Genomic DNA, 17,572 nt, shown 5'->3' on the forward strand with positions numbered 1-17,572 from the left:
CTGTTCCGCGCTTACAGTGACGCGCCATGGCCCCAGCTGCGATCGCCGGAATGCGCGTCAAGTGGCGTACGTGGGTGGCATGTTCGGCCGCCGTCGCGGTCGCCGCCGCGCTGCTCGTCGCTGTCGGACCGGACACTGCCGACGGTGGCGGGCGCCGCTGGATCACCGACGACCAGGGGCGCGCCCTCGTCCTCAACGGACTCAACACCGCCTCCAGCGCCAAGTCCGAGCCCGACGGCATGCCCTGGATCAAGGCGGCCGACGTCGCGCGCGAGAAGGAACGACTCGGCACGAACTTCGTGCGGTTCCTCATCCAGTGGCGCAATGTCGAGCCGCTTCCGGGCGCCTACGACGAGGGTTATCTCGACGATGTCGCGGCGCGCGTGCGCTGGTACGGCGAGCGCGGCTATCACGTCATGCTCGACATGCACCAGGACGTCTACGGGCCGAGGACCAAGGGCAACGGTGCGCCCGCCTGGGCCACCGAGACCGACGGGCTCGGGGTCACCGAACAGGAGCAGTGGGAGCTCAAGTACGTCGAGCCGGGCACGCTGCGCGCCTTCGACCACTTCTGGGGGACGAAGGAGGCGAGCCGGGACCTGCGCGCCCGGTACGCGCAGGCGTGGGCGCACGTCGCCGAGCGGTTCGCGGACGACCCGGCCGTCATCGGCTACGACCTGATGAACGAGCCCTGGGGCGGCTCCGTCCAGGGCCCGGCCTTCGAGGCGGGCCCGCTGGCCGCCCTCTACCGGCGCACGATCACCGCGATCCGGGGCGTCGACCGCGACTCCTGGATCTTCGTCGAACCGGAGGCCGTCAGCACCAACTGGGGCCTGCCCAGCGGGCTTCCGTATCTGAAGGACCCGCGCGGCGACGGCGAGAAGGCCCGGATCGCGTACACCCCGCACCTCTACCCGCTGCCCATGGACCTCGGCGGCGGCTACAGCGGGGACACCAAGGCGTGGGTGAAGCGGACGCTCGGGTCGTGGCGGGCGCAGACCGAGCGGACGGCGCGGCGACTGAACGCGCCGGTCGTCATCGGCGAGTACGGCCTGGACGCGACACTGCCGGGCGCCTTGGAGTACGTACGCGAAGTGCGGCGCATCGCCGACGAGTTGGGCGCCGGGACCGCGTACTGGTCCAGCGACCCCGGCACCTGGTCCCCGTGGGAGCGGACGAAGAGCGGGGCGCTGCGCGCGACGAAGCTGGCGGCCGTGCTCGACCGGCCCGCACCGCTCGCCGTCGCGGGCACCCCTCTGGCCTACGGATGGGACGCCAAGTCCCGGACACTCAAGGTGAGTTGGCGAGGCGGTGGCGGGAGCGGGAGCGGGACGCAGTTGTATCTGCCCGCGCGGTACTTCCCGGACGGGGGCCGCATCGCGGGCGGTTCCGGGTCCGTTTCCGTGACGTCCTGGGACGCCGAGTCCCGTGTCCTGACGGTGAGTTCCGGACCCGGTGAGCACCGGGTCCGGATCACGCCGGCCGGTTCAGGAGGCTGACGGCGTCCGGCGCACCGAACGGCCCGCGAGCACGTCCGTGCGGCGCCCGTCCTCCATCACGAACTTCCCGTCGATCAGGACGTGCGGGATGCCCACGGGCAGCGTGCGCGGGGCCTCGAAGGTGGAGCCCGCCGCGACCGTCTCCGGGTCGAAGAGGACCAGGTCGGCGCGGTAGCCCTCGCGGACCAGGCCGCGGTCGGGCAGGCGCAGCCGGGCCGCGGGACGCGACGTGAGGTGGGCGACCGTCTCCTCCAGCGACATGATGCCGAGCTCACGCACGTAGCGGCCGAGGTAGTGCGGGAACGTGCCGTACGCGCGCGGGTGCGGCTTGAAGCCCTGGAGGATGCCGTCGCTGCCGCCCGTGTGCACGGGGTGCTGCATGATCGCCCGCACGTTCTCCTCGTGGCCGACGTGCTGGAGGATCGTCGAGCCCAGCTTGTCGTTGATGAGCAGACGGCGCGCCGTCACCCACGGCGCCTCGCCGCGCGCGTCGGCCGACTCCTGGACCGTCTTGCCGACGCAGGACGCGAGCCCCGGGTCGGACACGCCGGAGATCTCGATCGCGTCCCACTCGATGGGCACACCGTGGCAGCCGTCCGCCCCGATGACCTCCATGTGGTGCCGGATCTTCTCGGCGGTCGCGTCGTCCTGCAGCCGCTTCATGATCTCGTCGGGGCCGCCCTCGCTCGCCCAGCTCGGCAGCATCGCGACGAGCGTCGTGCTGCCGGGCGTGTACGGGTACGTGTCGAGCGAGATGTCGGCGCCGTCGGCGAGCGCGGCGTCGAGCAGGGAGATCAGGTCGGGCGCCTTGCCCTTGTTCACGCCGAAGTTCATGGTGGCGTGCGCGAGATGGAGGGGGCAGCCCGCCTCCCGGGTGAGCTCCACCATCTCCCGGTACGCGTCGAGCGCCCCGGCGCCGTACGAGCGGTGGTGCGGACAGTAGTAACCGTCGTACGAGGCCACCACCCGGCACAGTTCGGTGAGTTCGGCGTCCTTCGCGTACATGCCGGGCGTGTAGGTGAGGCCGGACGACATGCCGACGGCGCCCTGCTCCATGCCCTCGGCGACGAGCCGGCGCATGAGGTCGAGCTCCTCGGGCGTCGCGTCCCGGTCGTCCCAGCCGACCGCGTACATCCGGACGGTGCCCTGCGGGATCAGGTACGCGGCGTTGACCGCGATGCCGCGGTCGAGGCGGTCCAGGTACTCGCCGACCGTGCGCCAGTCGAAGTCGATGTCGGATCCGTCACCGTTCCAGCCGGTGATCGCGCGGCGGACCTCGGCGAGGGTGCGGTCGTCGACGGGCGCGTACGAGAGGCCGTCCTGGCCGAGGACTTCGAGCGTGACGCCCTGCGCGGCCTTCGCGCTGTGGTCCGGGTCGCGCAGCAGCGCCAGGTCGCTGTGGGCGTGCATGTCGATGAAGCCGGGGGACAGGGCGAGACCGGACGCTTCCAGCGTTCGCCGGGCCGAGGGGCGGGGGCCTCCGGCCCCCTCCCGGTGGATCGTGGTGACGCGGCCGTCCTGGATGCCGACGTCGGCGCGGTAGGAGGCACCTCCGGAGCCGTCGATGACGTGCGCTTCGCGGATGACCAGGTCCATGGGGGTGCCTCTCTTGGGTGCGGTTGTTCGGGTGCGGGTGCGTGGGGGCTGGCCGCGCCCCGCGGCGGAGCCGCTGATGGATAGGGCCCCGCGCCCCTGAAGGCATGCGCTGCGCGCAGCCTTCCCCGATGAGATGCCGCACGAAGTGCGCATCTCAGGGGCGCGGGGAACTGCGCGACCAGCCCCACGGAGCCGCAGAAGACTTAGAAGTACGTCCGGACGTAGTCCACGACCGTGCCGTCCGCCTCGACGAGAGGAATCAGCTGCCACTTGTCGAAGGACGTGCACGGGTGCGACAGGCCCATGCCGAGCCAGTCGCCCACCGCCAGGTCCTCGCCCCCCTCCGTGCGCACCCAGCCGTGCTGGTCGGAAAGCCCCGTCACCGTCACGCCGGTGGCCTCGCGCACCTCGCCCGTACGGGCGTCCCGTACGACCTGAGCCTCGGGCAGGTCCAGGTCGTACGCCGCGTCGCGCTTGCCCGCGTTCGTGAACGCCTGCTCTGCCGTCGGGCGCGACACGACCTGCGCCCACAGCCGGAACGCCGGGTGCAGGGCACCCTCCTCCGGGACGCGGTTGAACGGCGTGAGGTGCTTGTAGTGGCCGTCGTCGTGCGAGATGTACGCGCCCGAGCGCAGCAGCTTCAGTACCGGCGCCGAGAGTTCGGGCAGTTCGGCGAACACCTCCGCCACCGTGTCGAACCAGGCGCTGCCGCCCGCGCTGACCACGATCTCGTCCAGGTCCGCGAAACGGTTCGCCTTGTCGAACTCGACGACGAGCGCGGTCAGGCGGCGCAGCCACGCTCCCACGGCCTCGGGCGACGCGCCCGGCACCTCGCCCTCGTAACCGGCGAACCCGACCAGGCGCAGCGTGTCCGCCGCGGCGACCGCGTTGGCGATGTCGAAGCACTCGGCCTCGGTCCGTACGCCCGTGCGCGCGCCGTCGCCCGCACCGAGCTCCACGACCAGGTCGACCGGCCGCGTGGCCCCCGCCTCGGCGAGGGCGGCGTCCATCAGCTCGACGGCGCGCACCGAGTCGACGTAACAGATGAAGCGGAAGTCGGGGTCGCTGTCGAGTTCGCCCGCGAGCCAGCGCAGGGCCGCCGGGTCGACGAGCTCGTTCGCGAGGAAGATCCGCTGGATGCCGAAGGCGCGGGCGACCCGCACCTGGTGCGGGACGGCGAGGGTGATGCCCCACGCGCCGTGCTCGATCTGGCGGTGGAAGAGCTGCGGTGCCATCGACGTCTTGCCGTGCGGCGCGAAGGCCAGGCCGTGGCGAGTGGCGTATGTCTCCATGAGCGCGAGGTTGTGCTCGAGGCGCTCGGCGGAGAGGGCGAGGACCGGGGTCGTGAAGCCGCCGGTGAAGAGGTTGCGGCGCTCGGCCGCGAGTTCGCCGACGGTCAGGCCGTCCGCGTCCGGGGGCAGCCCCTTGAAGCGGTGGTCGACCCGCTCGAGATCCAGATCCCTGAGACGGGCTGCGGCGTTGACGGCGCTGTCGGCGGCCATGGAGCCTCCTCGTAAGAAGGCCGTTGCAAATAATGCAACGGTCATTGCGTATGTCGCTTACTGCTGTCTAACATCCGAGCCAACGCCGGGTCAACGGAGCTGTTGACCCTCCCGGGCATGAGCCCAGATCCCCCGAGGAGCCCGAAGCACCGTGACCGCCACCGGACCTGCCGCCCCCGCGCACCACGCACCCGTGGATGTCATCACGCTCGGCGAGTCCATGGTCACCTTCGTGCCCTCCGTACCCGGGCGCCTCGCCGACGTACCGTCCTTCGACCGCGGCATCGGCGGAGCCGAGTCCAACGTGGCGTGCGTGCTCGCCGCCGCCGGGCACACCGTCCGCTGGGTCAGCCGCGTCGGCGCCGACGGCTTCGGCGACCACCTGGTCGACACCATCGCCGCGTACGGCGTCGACACCTCCGCCGTACGCCGCGACCCCGCCCGCCCCACCGGCATCTACTTCCGCACCGCGGGCGACCGCGCCACCGACGCCCACGAGGTCGCCTACTACCGCGCCGGATCCGCCGCCTCCGCGATGAGCAGCCAGAACATGGACCTGGCCGCGATCCGCTCCGGCCGCGTCCTGCACCTGTCCGGGATCACGCCCGCGCTCTCCGCCGGCTGTCTCGACCTCACCGCGGACCTCACCGCCCGCATCCCCGCCGGCCGGCCCGTCGTCTCCTTCGACGTCAACCACCGCCCCGGCCTGTGGCCCCGCCCCGACGACGCCCGCGTCCTGCTCGACCTGGCCCGCGGCGCCGACCTCGTCTTCGTCGGCGAGGACGAGGCCGAGGACGCCTGGGGCATCACCGGCGGCCCCGACGCCATCCGCGCCGCCCTCCCCGAACCCGCGACCCTTGTCGTCAAGCGCGGCGCCGACGGCGCGGTCGCCTACGACGAACACGGCGTACGCCACACCGAGCCCGCCCCCCGCGTGGACGTCGTCGCCGCCGTCGGCGCCGGCGACGCCTTCGCCGCCGGCTACCTCTCCGGCGCCCTGCGCGGCCTGCCCGTACCCGCCCGCCTGCGCCACGGCCACCTCATGGCCGCCGCCGCCCTCACCACCCCCGGCGACCTCGCCGCACCCCCGAGCCGCGCCCACGCCGACCGGCTCGCCGACCTCGACGACGCCTCCTGGGGGACACTGCACCTCGGCCCCGGCTGGACCGCCGAAGGGGCCGCGGAGGAGGTACGTACGCCATGAGCCAGACAGTCGACCGAGCACTGAGCATCCTGCCGCTGCTCGCCGAGGGGCCCGCCGACCTGGGCCAGGTCGCCGACCGCCTCGGCGTCCACAAGTCCACGGCCCTGCGCCTGCTGCGCACCCTCCACGAACACGGCCTGGTCTACCGCCAGTCCGACCAGCGCTACCGCCTCGGCGCGCGCCTGTTCGCCCTCGCCCAGGAAGCCGTTGAGAACCTCGACGTCCGCGAGATCGCCCACCCCCACCTCACCGCGCTCAACGAGAAGTGCGGCCACACGGTCCACCTCGCCGTGTACGAGGAGAACGAGGTCCTCTACATCGACAAGGTGGAGAGCCGCTACCCGGTCCGCATGTACTCGCGCATCGGGAAGCCGGTGGCCATCACGGTCGCCGCCGTCGCCAAGCTCCTCCTCGCCGACCTCTCCGAAGCCGAGCGCCGCGCCATCGCAGAGAAGCTCGACTACCCCACGTACACGGCCCGTTCGACCCCGAACGCCGGCGCGTTCCTCAAGGAACTCGCCGTCGTCCGCGAACAGGGCTGGGCCACCGACCTCGGTGGCCACGAGGAGTCCATCAACTGCATCGGAGCGCCCATCCGGGGCGCTGACGGGCGCGTCGTCGCCGCCATGTCGGTCTCCGCACCGAACGTGGTCGTCACCGCCGAGGAACTCCTCACCCTGCTCCCCCTGGTGCGCCGCACGGCCGACGCCATCAGCAGGGAGTACTCCGGAGCCGTACCCGTCTCCAAAGAGGCCCCCACCAAGGCCGCCGGCAAAGAAGCCCCCACAAAGGAAGTCACTTCACGATGACCGAGAAGACCGCGCTCACCCCCGCCACGCACACGACCCCGCCCGCGAAGTTCTCGCACGGTGTCAAGAAGGGCAACATCCTTCAGGTCGCGGGCCAGGTCGGCTTCCTGCCGGCCGTCGAGGGCCAGGCCCCCACCCCCGCGGGCCCGACCCTGCGTGAGCAGACCCTCCAGACCTTCGCCAACGTCAAGGCGATCCTCGAAGAGGGCGGCGCCACCTGGGACGACGTCATGATGATGCGCGTCTACCTCACGGACGTCGACCACTTCGCCGAGATGAACGCGATCTACAACGCGTACTTCGAGGAGCAGGGCCTCAAGGCCCCCGCCTCCGCCCGCACCACCGTCTACGTCGGTCTCCCCAAGGGCCTCCTCATCGAGATCGACGCGCTCGCCGTCCTGAGCTGACGCTTCCGCGACACCCGTAACCCGTACGTCGTCACGGTGCGGCGCCCACCCCCCGGGCGCCGCACCGCGATCCCCCCTGCCCTGATCCTGAAAGTTTCATGGAATTACGAGGTCCCCCCTCATGTCCCTCATACCGCTCGCCGCGACCGCCCCCGCCCCAGCGCCACCCCACACCGGCGGCCTCCTGACGATCATCGGCGGCACCGCGGGCCTGCTCACCTGCGCCGCGCTCGGCATCGTCCTGCTGCTCTTCCTGATCATCAAGGTCAGGCTCCAGCCCTTCCTGGCCCTCCTGACGGTCTCCATAGCCGTCGGCCTCGCGGCCGGCCTCTCCGTCACCGAACTCTTCGGCACCGTCCAGAAGTCCGACGCCGTCTCCCTCATCGAGTCCGGCATGGGCGGCACCCTCGGCCACGTGGCGATCATCATCGGACTCGGCACCATGCTCGGCGCGGTGCTCGAAGTCTCCGGCGGCGCCGAGGTGTTGGCGTCCCGCCTCCTGAACCTCTTCGGCGAGAAGCGCGCCCCCCTCGCCATGGGCCTCACCGGCCTCATCTTCGGTATCCCGGTCTTCTTCGACGTCGGCATCTTCGTCCTCGCGCCGATCGTCTACGCGGCCGCCAAGCGCGGCGGCAAGTCGATCGTCCTCTACGCCATGCCGCTGCTCGCCGGCCTGTCGATGACCCACGCGTTCCTGCCCCCGCACCCCGGCCCCGTCGCCGCCGCCGGACTGCTCCACGTGCAGCTCGGCTGGGTCATCCTCATGGGCATCATCTGCGGCATCCCCGCCGTGCTCGCCGCCTGGGCCTGGTCCGCGTGGATCGGCAAGCGCATCTTCGTGCCCGTCCCGCAGGACATGGTCGAGGCCGCCGACGAGGCGAAGGCCGCGCTCATCGAGGAGCAGCGCAAGGCCGGCGTGAAGCCGACCGAGAGCCCGGTCCCGCTCGGCACCGTCCTGGCGATCATCGGCACCCCGCTCGTCCTGATCCTCCTGGCCACGTTCTCCTCGATCGCCCTCGACCCCTCCACGGTCCGCTCGGTCATCGAGTTCTTCGGCCACCCCTTCGTCGCCCTGACGATCGCCCTGCTCCTGGCCTACTACCTGCTGGGCATCCGCCGCGGCTGGTCCCGCAAGTCCCTGGAGACGGTGTCCACGGCTTCCCTGAAGCCGGTCGCCAACATCCTCCTGGTGGTCGGCGCGGGCGGCATCTTCGGCGCGGTCCTCAAGGGCAGCGGCGTCGCCCAGGCCCTCTCCGACACGTTCAACGACGTGGGTCTGCCCGTCATCGTCCTCGCCTACCTGATCTCCCTGGTCCTGCGCGTCGCCCAGGGCTCGGCCACGGTCGCGATCGTCACGACGGCGGGCATCGTCCTGCCCCTCATCGAGGCGGGCCACTACTCCCAGCCGTTCACGGCCCTCGTCATCATGGCCATCTCGGCGGGTTCCATCTTCGCCTCGCACGTCAACGACGGCGGCTTCTGGATGGTCGCGAAATACTTCGGCATCTCGGAACGCGACACCCTCAAGACGTGGACGGTCCTCGAATCGGTCCTGTCCGTCGCGGGATTCGCGGTGGCAGGCGTCGTGAGCCTGTTCGTCTAGGGTCCTCCGTCCGGACCAGGCCGTCCGCACGGCAACCCGCACGCGACAACCCGCAAGCGACCCGTTTCCGACCGGACCGCGCCCGCAGGGCGCGGTCCAATGGAACAACGGAAACGGGCTTGTGGGGCCCGTGGCGCCGGTGCGATGCTGATCGCCATGCCGCCGCGACCCCACCTGCCCGATCACGGATCGGTCCTCGCGGAGGTACGGAAGGTGCGACGAGCCGGAGTCGTCAGACTGCGTGAGCTCGATGTGCCGGCACTCGCCGAGGTCTCCCGTGAACTTCCGGAGGGAGACGGCGAGTTGCCCGGGGGACCTGTGGAACGGGTGCTGCGGCTCGCTGTCTCCCGCATGGGCGGCGGCACCCTGCAGACCGCCGCCGAGTACAGCCTCGGCCTCGCCCAGGGCACCCGCGACTGGCCGGCCGCCGACCGGCGCCGGCGGGCCGCGCAGGTCTACGGGGTGAGCGTCGAACGATTCCGCAAGCACCACGAGCTGATGGTGCTCGGACAGGTCGCCGAGCAGATAGTTGCCGTGGCGGCCACAGGAACGTCCGCAATTCCCTTACCGGCAGCGGAACCCGACGCTGCCGAGGGCGGCTTCCCGGCCGCGCACCGCGTGCTGCGGCCGCGCGTTCACCACCGCACCGTCCCCGTCACCCTGCACGTCCACTCCGTGGACCTCCTGCGGGACGTGGACGTCGTGGTCTCGCCCACCAACACGTACTTCACGCTGCCCGCGCCCTACAAGTCGTCCGTCTCGGCGACACTGCGCCGCGCGGGCGCGCGCCGGGACCCGGCCGGGGGACTCGTGGAGGACCACGTCCACGACGAGTTGCGGCAGTGGGCCGACCGGCACGGGGTGCCCGCGCGGGCCGCCCACCCCGGCACCGTCGCCACCACGTCGTCGGGCGCCCTCACCGCGCAGGGCGTGCGCCGCATCTACCACGTCGCGGTGGCTGTCCCGAGGCCCGGCACGAACGACTACGACGTCCAGCCCGCCGACGTGACCCGGGGGGTCGCCCGCGCCTTCGCCCTGCTCGCCCAGGAGTCCGCGCGGCACGACCCGCCCCTGCGCTCCCTCTGCCTGCCCCTCCTCGGCGCCGGCCGCGGCGGCCTCACCCCGCTGGAGAGCTTCGGCGCGGTATGGGCGGCGGTGGAGGCGGAACTGGCGCGCGACGCCGAGTGGGACGTGCACTTCGTCGTGCGCCGCCACGCCCGCGCGGACCTGCTGGAACGCCTCCTCGACCGACCGGCCGACGACAGGGAGCCCCGATGAACCCGTACGCCGTACTGGCGGCGGCCGCCTCGCGCTGGGACCGGGTGGCGGCTCGGATCGGCCCCGACGCGCGCGACCGGCTGGCCGAGCTGCTGGCCGCGGTGCGACGCCCGGACGCCGGCCACAGCACCGGGAGCGGGCCCGCCGGGGACGCCGCCGCCCGAGCGGCCGCCGAACTGCTCGCCCAGGAGATTCCCGCCGAGTTCGGCACGGAGCAGACGGCCCGGCTCGCCCCCGACGCCACCCTCACCCGGCCCGACCCCACCGCATCCGAACTCACCGGCCCCGGCCTCACCGTGCACGGCTACGCCGCCGATGACCTTGCCGTTCTGCTCAGCGACGGCCACCGCATGGTCGGCCCCGTCCTCGGCCCCGTACGCAGGCGGCTGCTCGCCGAGCCCGCGCTCGACGCCGAGGCCGTGCTGCAGGGCGGCGGTTCCCCCTTCGCGCCCGAGCTGATCCGGCTGCGCGGCGCGGGCGGCCAACTCCGGCTTCCCCGGTTCCAGTTCTCCGAGGACACCCTGCCCTGGCTGGTCGTCCTCGAAGTGAACGCCGTCCTCACCGCCGACCGCGACCCGTGGGGCGCCGCCGACTGGTGGCTCTCCGCCAACAGCTGGCTCGGCGGCACGAGCCCCGCCGCCCTGCTCGGCTCCGGGCGCGACCGGCAACTCGCCGACACCGCGCGGTTCCTGATGGAGGGTGAGTAACCGCAGTGCCCAACTACCGTCCGCCCGACACCATGACCGGAACCCCCGGCAAGGCCGTCTTCACCCGCGGCACCCTCCTGTACCGCGTCCACGGATCCCACCGCGCCGCCCGCGACTTCAACCCGCGGCCGGCGCACTGCCTCTACGGAGGCGGCCGCTTCGACGGCACGTCCTGCGACCCGTACGGCTACCTGTACGCCGGCCTCACCCCCGCCGCCGCCGTCTGCGAGACGCTGCTGCGCTCCCTGCCCTTCGACCCGTCGGGCGGGCCGCGCCTGCTGCCCCGCGCGGCCGTCGAGGGGCGCCGCCTCAGCACCGTCCGGCTGACCGCGGACGTCGCCGTCGTACCGCTGCTGTCCGCGCAGGAACTCGCGGCCGTGCACCAGGACAGCTGGCTGGTGCACACCGAGTCCCACGACTACGCGTACACCCGCGACTGGGCCCACTGGATCCGCCTGCACACAGCACCCTGGGCGCAGGGCCTCGTCTGGTCGTCCAAGCGGGAGCCCGCCGACCGCACCGTCGTCCTGTTCGGCGACCGCTGCCCGGACGGCCCGCTGCACACGGTCGAGGAGGACGCCGTCGACTTCTCCACCGACGACGGCAGGGAGTGGCTCAACTCGCTGCTCCAGCCGTACTACGTACAGCTCGCCCCCTGAAAGAACACCTCCCGGAAGAACGCTCCCGGAAGAACGCTCCCCGAAAGAACGTGCCGTGGCCGACGACGAAGTGACCGCCGAAGTTCTGCGTGCCGAGCGCGACACCCTCCTCGACACGCTCGCCGCGATGTCCGCCGACGACCCGGACACCCCGGCGCTGTGCGCCGAGGCCGGTGAACTCAGCTACCGCATCCACCTGCTGGCACCGGACGCGGAGGATCTCGGACTCGCCGCCCAGGCCTTCGGGCTCGCCTTCAGGTCACCCGGCGAGGAGGACGTGTGGTCGGCGTGGCGCATCCTGTACGCGCATGTGCGCGCCTTCCAGTACGACGCCGAGCCGTCGCCCGAACTCCTCGATCAGGTAGGGGAGTTGCTCCGGGAGGGTATGTCCGGTCTCGCGTGCGCCCCTGACGCGTACGACGCCGTACGCGGCCTCGGGTGCCAACTCCTCGCCCTGTACGCCAAGACCCGCTACCTGGCCGCCGACGCCGCCGACCCGCATCGCCTCGACATCCTCGACGAGGCGATCAGGCTGCACGAGGAGGCCTCCGCGGTCCTCGACGACGGCAGCGAAGAGGCCGTCGACCTGCACGAGAGCCGCGGCTACCTCCACCTGGAGCGGTCCCTGGCCGACAACGGCGTCGCGCACACCGCGGCCGCCGCCACGCACTACCGCCTCGTCCTCGACGCCGCGCTGCCCACCAGCGACCTGCCGCTCGTGCGGCACAGCCTCGCCAACGCACTCATGCTGCACGGCCGTGCCACCGGCGACCGCGACGAACTGGAAGAAGCCAGAGGGGAGTTCGGGACCGCCCTGCTCGAAGCCCGGCGGCGTACCGGAGGAGCACCCGAGTGGGCGTGGGAGGCCGAGATCCGCTCCGCCTTCGTCCGTGTCCTCATCTGGTCCACCTGGAAGGACCACGCCCACGCGGCCGCCGCCGAAGCCGAGCTGAACAGCCTGCTCGCCGCCCCCGGGGCCGCCGACCGGCTCCTGCCGCACTACCTCGACGGCTTCGGTCGCCTGCTGTTCGAGAGGTCGAGCGCGCGCGACGACCCTGCCGGGCAGGACCGCGGCATCGCGCTGCTGCGGCGGGCCGTCGACGCATGGGTGCCGGAGCGGGACGGCAAGGTGATGCCGACCGCCTTCTTCCTCGCCGCGTTCCAGCAGGGCCGCTACCAGGACGACCCCGACCCCGCCCGGCTCACCGACGTCCTCGACGGCGCCCGGCTCATGCTCGCCGACGAGGACATCCCGGAAGACACCCGCAACACGGCCCGGATGCTGGGCGGCTGGGCCCGCTTCATGCAGGAGGAGACCGGGACCGCCCCTGAGCCCGAACCCGGGGACCCCTTCGCGCGGACGAGCTTCGAGGAAGTCCGCGAGAGCTTCCTCGGCATCCTCGACGACATCCAGAACGGCCGCACCTTCCTGGACTTCGACGAGGACGACGACGACTTCCCCGGGATGGCGAAGGGCGTCATGGGGCCGGGCAGGCTGCAGGACGGCTTCGACGCCGCGTACGGCCGCTGGCTTGCCGCCGGGAGCGACCCCTCCATCACTGTCCGCGAACGCGGGGAGGGCGCCCTCGGCCTCCTCGCCAACCTGCGGATCCTCGACGCCCACGGCACACACGTCACCACCGCACAGAAGGAAGAGCTGATCGACTCCGTCCTCGCCACCGACCCGGACGACCCCGCCTGGCAGCGCCGCGCCCACGCCGTCGTCGCCCAGGTGCGGCTGTGGGACGAGGTGCAGGGCGCGGGAAACGGCATCGAAGCCGTCATGGGCCACCTCGCGCAGGCCGAGGCCGCGGGCGGCGGCGACACCCTCGGACAGGGCCTCGACCTGGCCCGGATGATCGCCACCCGGCACCGCGGCGAGATCGGCGCCGCGGGCGACGACCGCGAGGAGGCGGGCGCGGCCTGGCGGCGGCTGCGCGAGAACCCCGGGCTCACCCCGCACCTGCGCCGCGTCGTCGACGCCCAGCAGGCTTCCTTCGACGCGCACGAGGCCCTGCAGCGCGGCGACCTCGAAACCGGCGACACCCTGCTCGCCCAAGTCATCGCCGCACACGCCGAGTTCGCCGAGGACGACCCCGCCCGCATCGAGGTGTGGACGCACATCGAGAACGCCCGCATGGTCCGCGACGACCTCGCACGCCGCCTCGGCGCCCCGTCCGCACCCCCGCTCGTGGGGCGCCCGACACTCACCCAACTCCGGCGCGCCGCCGCCAAGCTGCCGCGCGACCATCGTGCCTGGGTGCTCGGCGACAACGGCATCTCCCGCTTCGTACGGGCCGGGCGGGCCGAGGACGCGACGGGGCTCACCGAGGCGATGGGCCTGCTCAAGGAGGCCCACGACATGGTCGACGAGGGCAGCGACAGCCGCCTGCGCTATGCCAACTGCCTCGGCGCCGGCCACTGCGCACTCGCGGGCGTCCAGTACGACCCGGCGGCCCGCCGCCGCCACCTCGGCCAGGGCGTCGCCCTGCTGGAGGCCGCCTTCGCCGCGGCGGCCGGACCCGAACACCGCCTCTACGCCTCCACCGGGCTCGGCCTCGGCCGCGCCTACCGGGCCCGCGGCGACCTGCGCCGGGACGACCGGGCCGCCGGCCGCCGGATCGGCCTCGACGCGCTGCGCGGCCACGCCTGGGCGGCGCTCCTGCAGTCCGGCACCGACCACGCCGCGCAGGCCGCGGCCCAGGCCACGACGGCCGCCCTGGAGGTCGCCGGATGGTGCCTGCGCGACAACGCGCCCGACGACGCCGTCGAGGCCCTCGACGCCTGTCGCGGCCTGGTCCTGCACGCGGCCACGACGTCGCGCACCGTGCCCGAACGCCTGGAGGCCGCCGGGCACGCAGAGCTGGCCGCCGAATGGCGCGCGGCCGGCATCTCCGAAGGGCCGGCCCCCGATCCGCTCGCCGCGGTCCAGTCGTCCCTCTCGGTCCCCAGCGCGCTGCGCCGCCGCGTCCTCACGGCCCTCACCGGCGAGAACGGCCACCAGGACCGCCTCCTCGAACCCCCGGCACCGCCCGAGATCGGCACCGCCCTGCGCGCCCTGCGCAAGGACGCCCTGGTCTATCTGGTCCCGGCCACGGACGACGCGGGCGGCTCGGCCGTCGTCGTCACGTCGGGCGGCGACGTGCACGCCGTACCCCTGCCCAAACTCGTCGAGGACGCCGGACCCCTGCGGGACTACGTGGCCGCGGGCGCAGCGACCGACGCCCGCAACATGGGCCCCGTCACGCCCGGCCCCCGCAAGGAAACCCGCACGCTGCGCCAAGGGCTCGACCGCCTCTGCTCTTGGGCCTGGTACGCGGGCGTCCGGCCCCTCTTCGACGCCTTCTCGGCCCGCCCGGGGCGGGTGCCGCGGCTCGTGATCGTCCCCATGGGAAGCCTGGGACTCGTGCCCTGGCACGCCGCGTGGGTGCAGGACGGCGGGCGGCGGCGGTACGCCCTGGAAGAGGCCGAGATCTCCTACGCCGCCTCCGCCCGGCTGCTGTGCGACATCGCCGCGCGGCCCGCCGTCGCGCACACCGGCGCCGCCCTCGTCGTCGGCGACCCGACCGGCGGCCTGCGCTACGCGGGCGAGGAGGCCGACGCCGTGCAGCGCGCCTTCTACCCCGAAGGGCTCTTCCTCGGACAGCGGGCGAGCGGCGTCGCCGACGGGCCCGGCACCCCGCAGGAGGTCATGGCCTGGCTGCGGCGCATCGAGGCCGACGACGGGGCCGTGCTGCACCTGGCCTGCCACGCCTCCATCGCCACGGACGCCCGCCGCACCGCCCATCTCGTCCTGCACGGCGGACAGCTGTCGGCCGAGGAACTGACCGAGGCCATCGGCGGGTCGGGGCGCGGGCGGCTCGGGCTCGTGCTGCTCGCCGCGTGCCGCAGCCACGTCTCGGGGCGCGGCCACAACGAGGCGTACAGCCTGGCGACCGCGTTCCTCGTGGCGGGCGCCCGCTCCGTGGTGGGCTCCCTGTGGCCGGTGCCGGACGACGCCACCTCCGTCCTGATGTACATGACGCATCACTTCCTGCGCACCGGCGACGAACCGCCCGCCAAGGCGCTGCGCCGGGCCCAGCTGTGGATGCTGGACCCGGAGCGCGAACTCCCCGGCGGGTTCCCGCAGCAGCTCGCCCGGCGCGCCCACCGCATCGACCCCGACGACCTGAGCTCCTGGGCGGGCTTCACCCATCTCGGGCAGTGACTAGGGCCTCTCTCGGGCAGTGACTAGGGCCTCTCGTTCGGATCACGCCGGGCTCGCGGGGTCTGGCACCGCACCTCGCCGCGTCGTCGTCGGTCCCCGATTCCCCCAAGCTCTCGACTGCGCTCGAGCAGGGGGGACCCCCATGCCCCCGCTCCCTGACCCGGCCTGATCCAAACGAAAGGCCCTAGGAGCCCGGCACCACCGTGCGCAGCCCGATCGTGCGGACCGTCCACCGCCCCGGCGCCCGCGCGCCCGTCACCCGCCCCGCCTCCCGGCTGTGGCCGTAGGGCTCCGGCGCGGCGAACCGCAGCACGTCCGAGTCCGTGGACGCCGTGCCGCGACTGGCGCCGCGCGGATCCCACGCGGGCATCTCGAACGGCACCGTGTTCAGCTCGCCCTCCGCGACGATCAGCTTCAGCCAGTCCTTGACCGAGGCCCCCGGCTCCACCGGCCGGTTCGGCGGCAGGGACAGCTGCACCGGATCGCCGTCGAGGGCGTACCCCGTGTGATTCGGCGCGATGAAGTGGCCGGGGAACAGTGCCGCGTGGCTGCCGTAGCTGTCGGTCAGGTCGAGCAGCAGGCACCACAGCGGCCGGTCGGGGGAGCGGTTGTGCAGCCGGATGGAGACGAGCGGCTCCCGCGGCCCTTCCGGACCCCGCTCGTACGAACAGACCACCTCGCCGCTGCCGTCGGGCAGCAGCACCTCACCGGCCGGCGGTCCATACGCCACGATCTCCACCTGTACGAGGTTGTCGAGCACGCCGGGGCGCGGTGTCAGGTCCCTGAGCTGGTGCCAGCGCGTGAGGTGGGTGAGGCAGTCGACGACGCGCCCGGCGTCGCCCGGCCCCGTCAGCGGCAGGGGATCCACGAAGGGCGTGCCGTCCCGGCGCAGCACCTGAGCCTGCCCGTCCCGCGCCCTGACGACGAAGTGCAGATCCGCGCCGTCCCGCTCGGACACCACCCGGCGCAGCAGCGGCGCCGGCCCGCCGTCGGGACCCGCCGTCCTCAATGCCGCGCCCAGCAGGTCCCCGGCGGACGGCCACCCGTCCGTGTCCAGCCGGACGGTGGCGGGGGCGAGGGGCAGCGACGACAGCGCCATCGGGTACACCTGGCCGTCCCGCGGCGTCCAGTCCACCGGATCCACGAACGCCTTGTCGACCCGCACGTCACGGGCCCGTACGACACCGCCGGCCGCGGGGTCGTCCACGACGGTGAACTCGGCGCCCGGCGCGGGGATGCCGTGCCCCGTGCCGCAGTCGACCTCCCAGCCCGCCACTTCGCGGCGCAGCAGATACGGGCTCGGGTCGCGGGCCAGCGCGCCGCCGAGGAACGGAAGATCGGCAGGCCCGCCGCGCGAGGCGGGCAGCAGCATCGGCTGCTGAAGTCCGCTGGCGCACCGCACCCTCGCGTCGGCCGCCGCGAGGATCTGCCGGTACGTCGCGCCGGGCCCCGCCGCTCGCACCGCGGCGAGCAGCGCGTGCGTGAACACGCCCTGGCGCCGGCCGTCGTAGTGCCCCTCGTACGACAGCTCGTCGGACCGGCTCGCGGCGAGCAGCAGATGGCGCCCGCCGCCCGGGGGAGCGGGGGCGTCCCGGGCCGTCAGGTCCCATTCGGGGGAAGGCTCGGCGAACCGCGCGGTCAGCTCGCCGTCACGCGAACCGCCGCCGGAGAAACAGCAGTCGAGTACGGCCACGACGTGCGCCCCGCCCGCCGCGACCCCGTCGAGGAGCGCCCCGAGCCGCTTGTCGGGCAGCGGCCCGTCGACGCACACGAGCGCCTGGTTGCGCCCCGTCGACTCGATCAGCAGATCGTCCCCGTACGCCTGCTCCTCCGTGCCGTGGCCGGAGAACCAGAACAGCGCCGTGTCGCCGGGCCCCGCGGCGCCGAGGAAGCCGCGGATGCCGTCCTCCACCGCCGCCACCGTCGCCTCGCCGTCCCGCGCGAACCGGATCTCGGCCGGAGCTGTGGCCGCGGTGCGCTCGGCGAGTAACTCACCTGCTGCCTCAACGTCGTTGAGGCATCCCCCGAGCGGTGTCACGAGGGTGGACGAATAGGTGTTCACACCCACCAGAAATGCATGGATCTTTCCCATGGCGGAGAG

Annotated in this window: 12 protein-coding genes; 9 read left to right on the forward strand and 3 right to left on the reverse strand. The window is 73.0% G+C overall.

What is annotated here, in order from left to right:
* The first annotated feature begins 26 nt into the window (after window positions 1–26).
* Window positions 27–1,499 carry a cellulase family glycosylhydrolase gene (locus tag AC07EJ_RS40405; protein WP_478886106.1) on the forward strand — a complete coding sequence of 491 codons (1,473 nt, stop codon included), beginning with the start codon at window positions 27–29 and terminating at the stop codon, window positions 1,497–1,499.
* Here the strand turns inward: AC07EJ_RS40405 and AC07EJ_RS40410 are convergent.
* Together AC07EJ_RS40410 and AC07EJ_RS40415 are read right to left on the reverse strand one after the other, a co-directional pair.
* A complete protein-coding gene (locus tag AC07EJ_RS40410; protein WP_389484998.1) occupies window positions 1,488–3,095 on the reverse strand; it encodes an N-acyl-D-amino-acid deacylase family protein in 1,608 nt (535 codons plus the stop codon). The genes AC07EJ_RS40405 and AC07EJ_RS40410 overlap by 12 nt on opposite strands.
* A gap of 203 nt (window positions 3,096–3,298) precedes the next feature.
* A complete protein-coding gene (locus tag AC07EJ_RS40415) occupies window positions 3,299–4,597 on the reverse strand; it encodes an amino acid deaminase (protein ID WP_389485000.1) in 1,299 nt (432 codons plus the stop codon).
* A 151-nt stretch (window positions 4,598–4,748) separates the two neighbouring features.
* On the opposite strand from AC07EJ_RS40415, the gene AC07EJ_RS40420 reads away from it, so the two are divergent.
* From AC07EJ_RS40420 to AC07EJ_RS40455, 8 genes are all read left to right on the forward strand, one after another.
* Window positions 4,749–5,801: a sugar kinase gene (locus AC07EJ_RS40420; protein ID WP_478886107.1), complete on the forward strand. Its 1,053-nt coding sequence runs from the start codon at window positions 4,749–4,751 to the stop codon at window positions 5,799–5,801.
* Window positions 5,798–6,610, forward strand: a complete 813-nt coding sequence (locus AC07EJ_RS40425; protein ID WP_389485003.1) for an IclR family transcriptional regulator — start codon at window positions 5,798–5,800, stop codon at window positions 6,608–6,610. Before AC07EJ_RS40420 ends, AC07EJ_RS40425 begins: the two co-directional genes overlap by 4 nt.
* Window positions 6,607–7,017, forward strand: coding sequence for a RidA family protein (locus tag AC07EJ_RS40430; RefSeq protein ID WP_100598214.1), 411 nt, complete (start codon window positions 6,607–6,609; stop codon window positions 7,015–7,017). Before AC07EJ_RS40425 ends, AC07EJ_RS40430 begins: the two co-directional genes overlap by 4 nt.
* A 121-nt stretch (window positions 7,018–7,138) precedes the next feature.
* Entirely contained in the window at window positions 7,139–8,620 is a 1,482-nt protein-coding gene (locus AC07EJ_RS40435) for a GntP family permease (RefSeq protein WP_389485006.1), read from the forward strand.
* A 156-nt stretch (window positions 8,621–8,776) separates the two neighbouring features.
* Window positions 8,777–9,898 (forward strand): macro domain-containing protein, encoded by a 1,122-nt coding sequence (locus tag AC07EJ_RS40440; RefSeq protein ID WP_389485008.1) that lies wholly within the window; start codon window positions 8,777–8,779, stop codon window positions 9,896–9,898.
* Window positions 9,895–10,605, forward strand: a complete 711-nt coding sequence (locus AC07EJ_RS40445; RefSeq protein WP_389485010.1) for a hypothetical protein — start codon at window positions 9,895–9,897, stop codon at window positions 10,603–10,605. The genes AC07EJ_RS40440 and AC07EJ_RS40445 overlap by 4 nt, the downstream gene beginning before the upstream one ends.
* A 5-nt stretch (window positions 10,606–10,610) precedes the next feature.
* Window positions 10,611–11,264 carry an RES family NAD+ phosphorylase gene (locus AC07EJ_RS40450; RefSeq protein WP_478886108.1) on the forward strand — a complete coding sequence of 218 codons (654 nt, stop codon included), beginning with the start codon at window positions 10,611–10,613 and terminating at the stop codon, window positions 11,262–11,264.
* A 55-nt stretch (window positions 11,265–11,319) separates the two neighbouring features.
* Entirely contained in the window at window positions 11,320–15,471 is a 4,152-nt protein-coding gene (locus AC07EJ_RS40455) for a CHAT domain-containing protein (RefSeq protein ID WP_478886109.1), read from the forward strand.
* A gap of 184 nt (window positions 15,472–15,655) precedes the next feature.
* Here the strand turns inward: AC07EJ_RS40455 and AC07EJ_RS40460 are convergent, their stop codons facing one another.
* A complete protein-coding gene (locus tag AC07EJ_RS40460; RefSeq protein WP_478886110.1) occupies window positions 15,656–17,563 on the reverse strand; it encodes a caspase family protein in 1,908 nt (635 codons plus the stop codon).
* Window positions 17,564–17,572: the final 9 nt, after the last annotated feature.

The organism is Streptomyces sp. NPDC045026 (assembly GCF_056432625.1).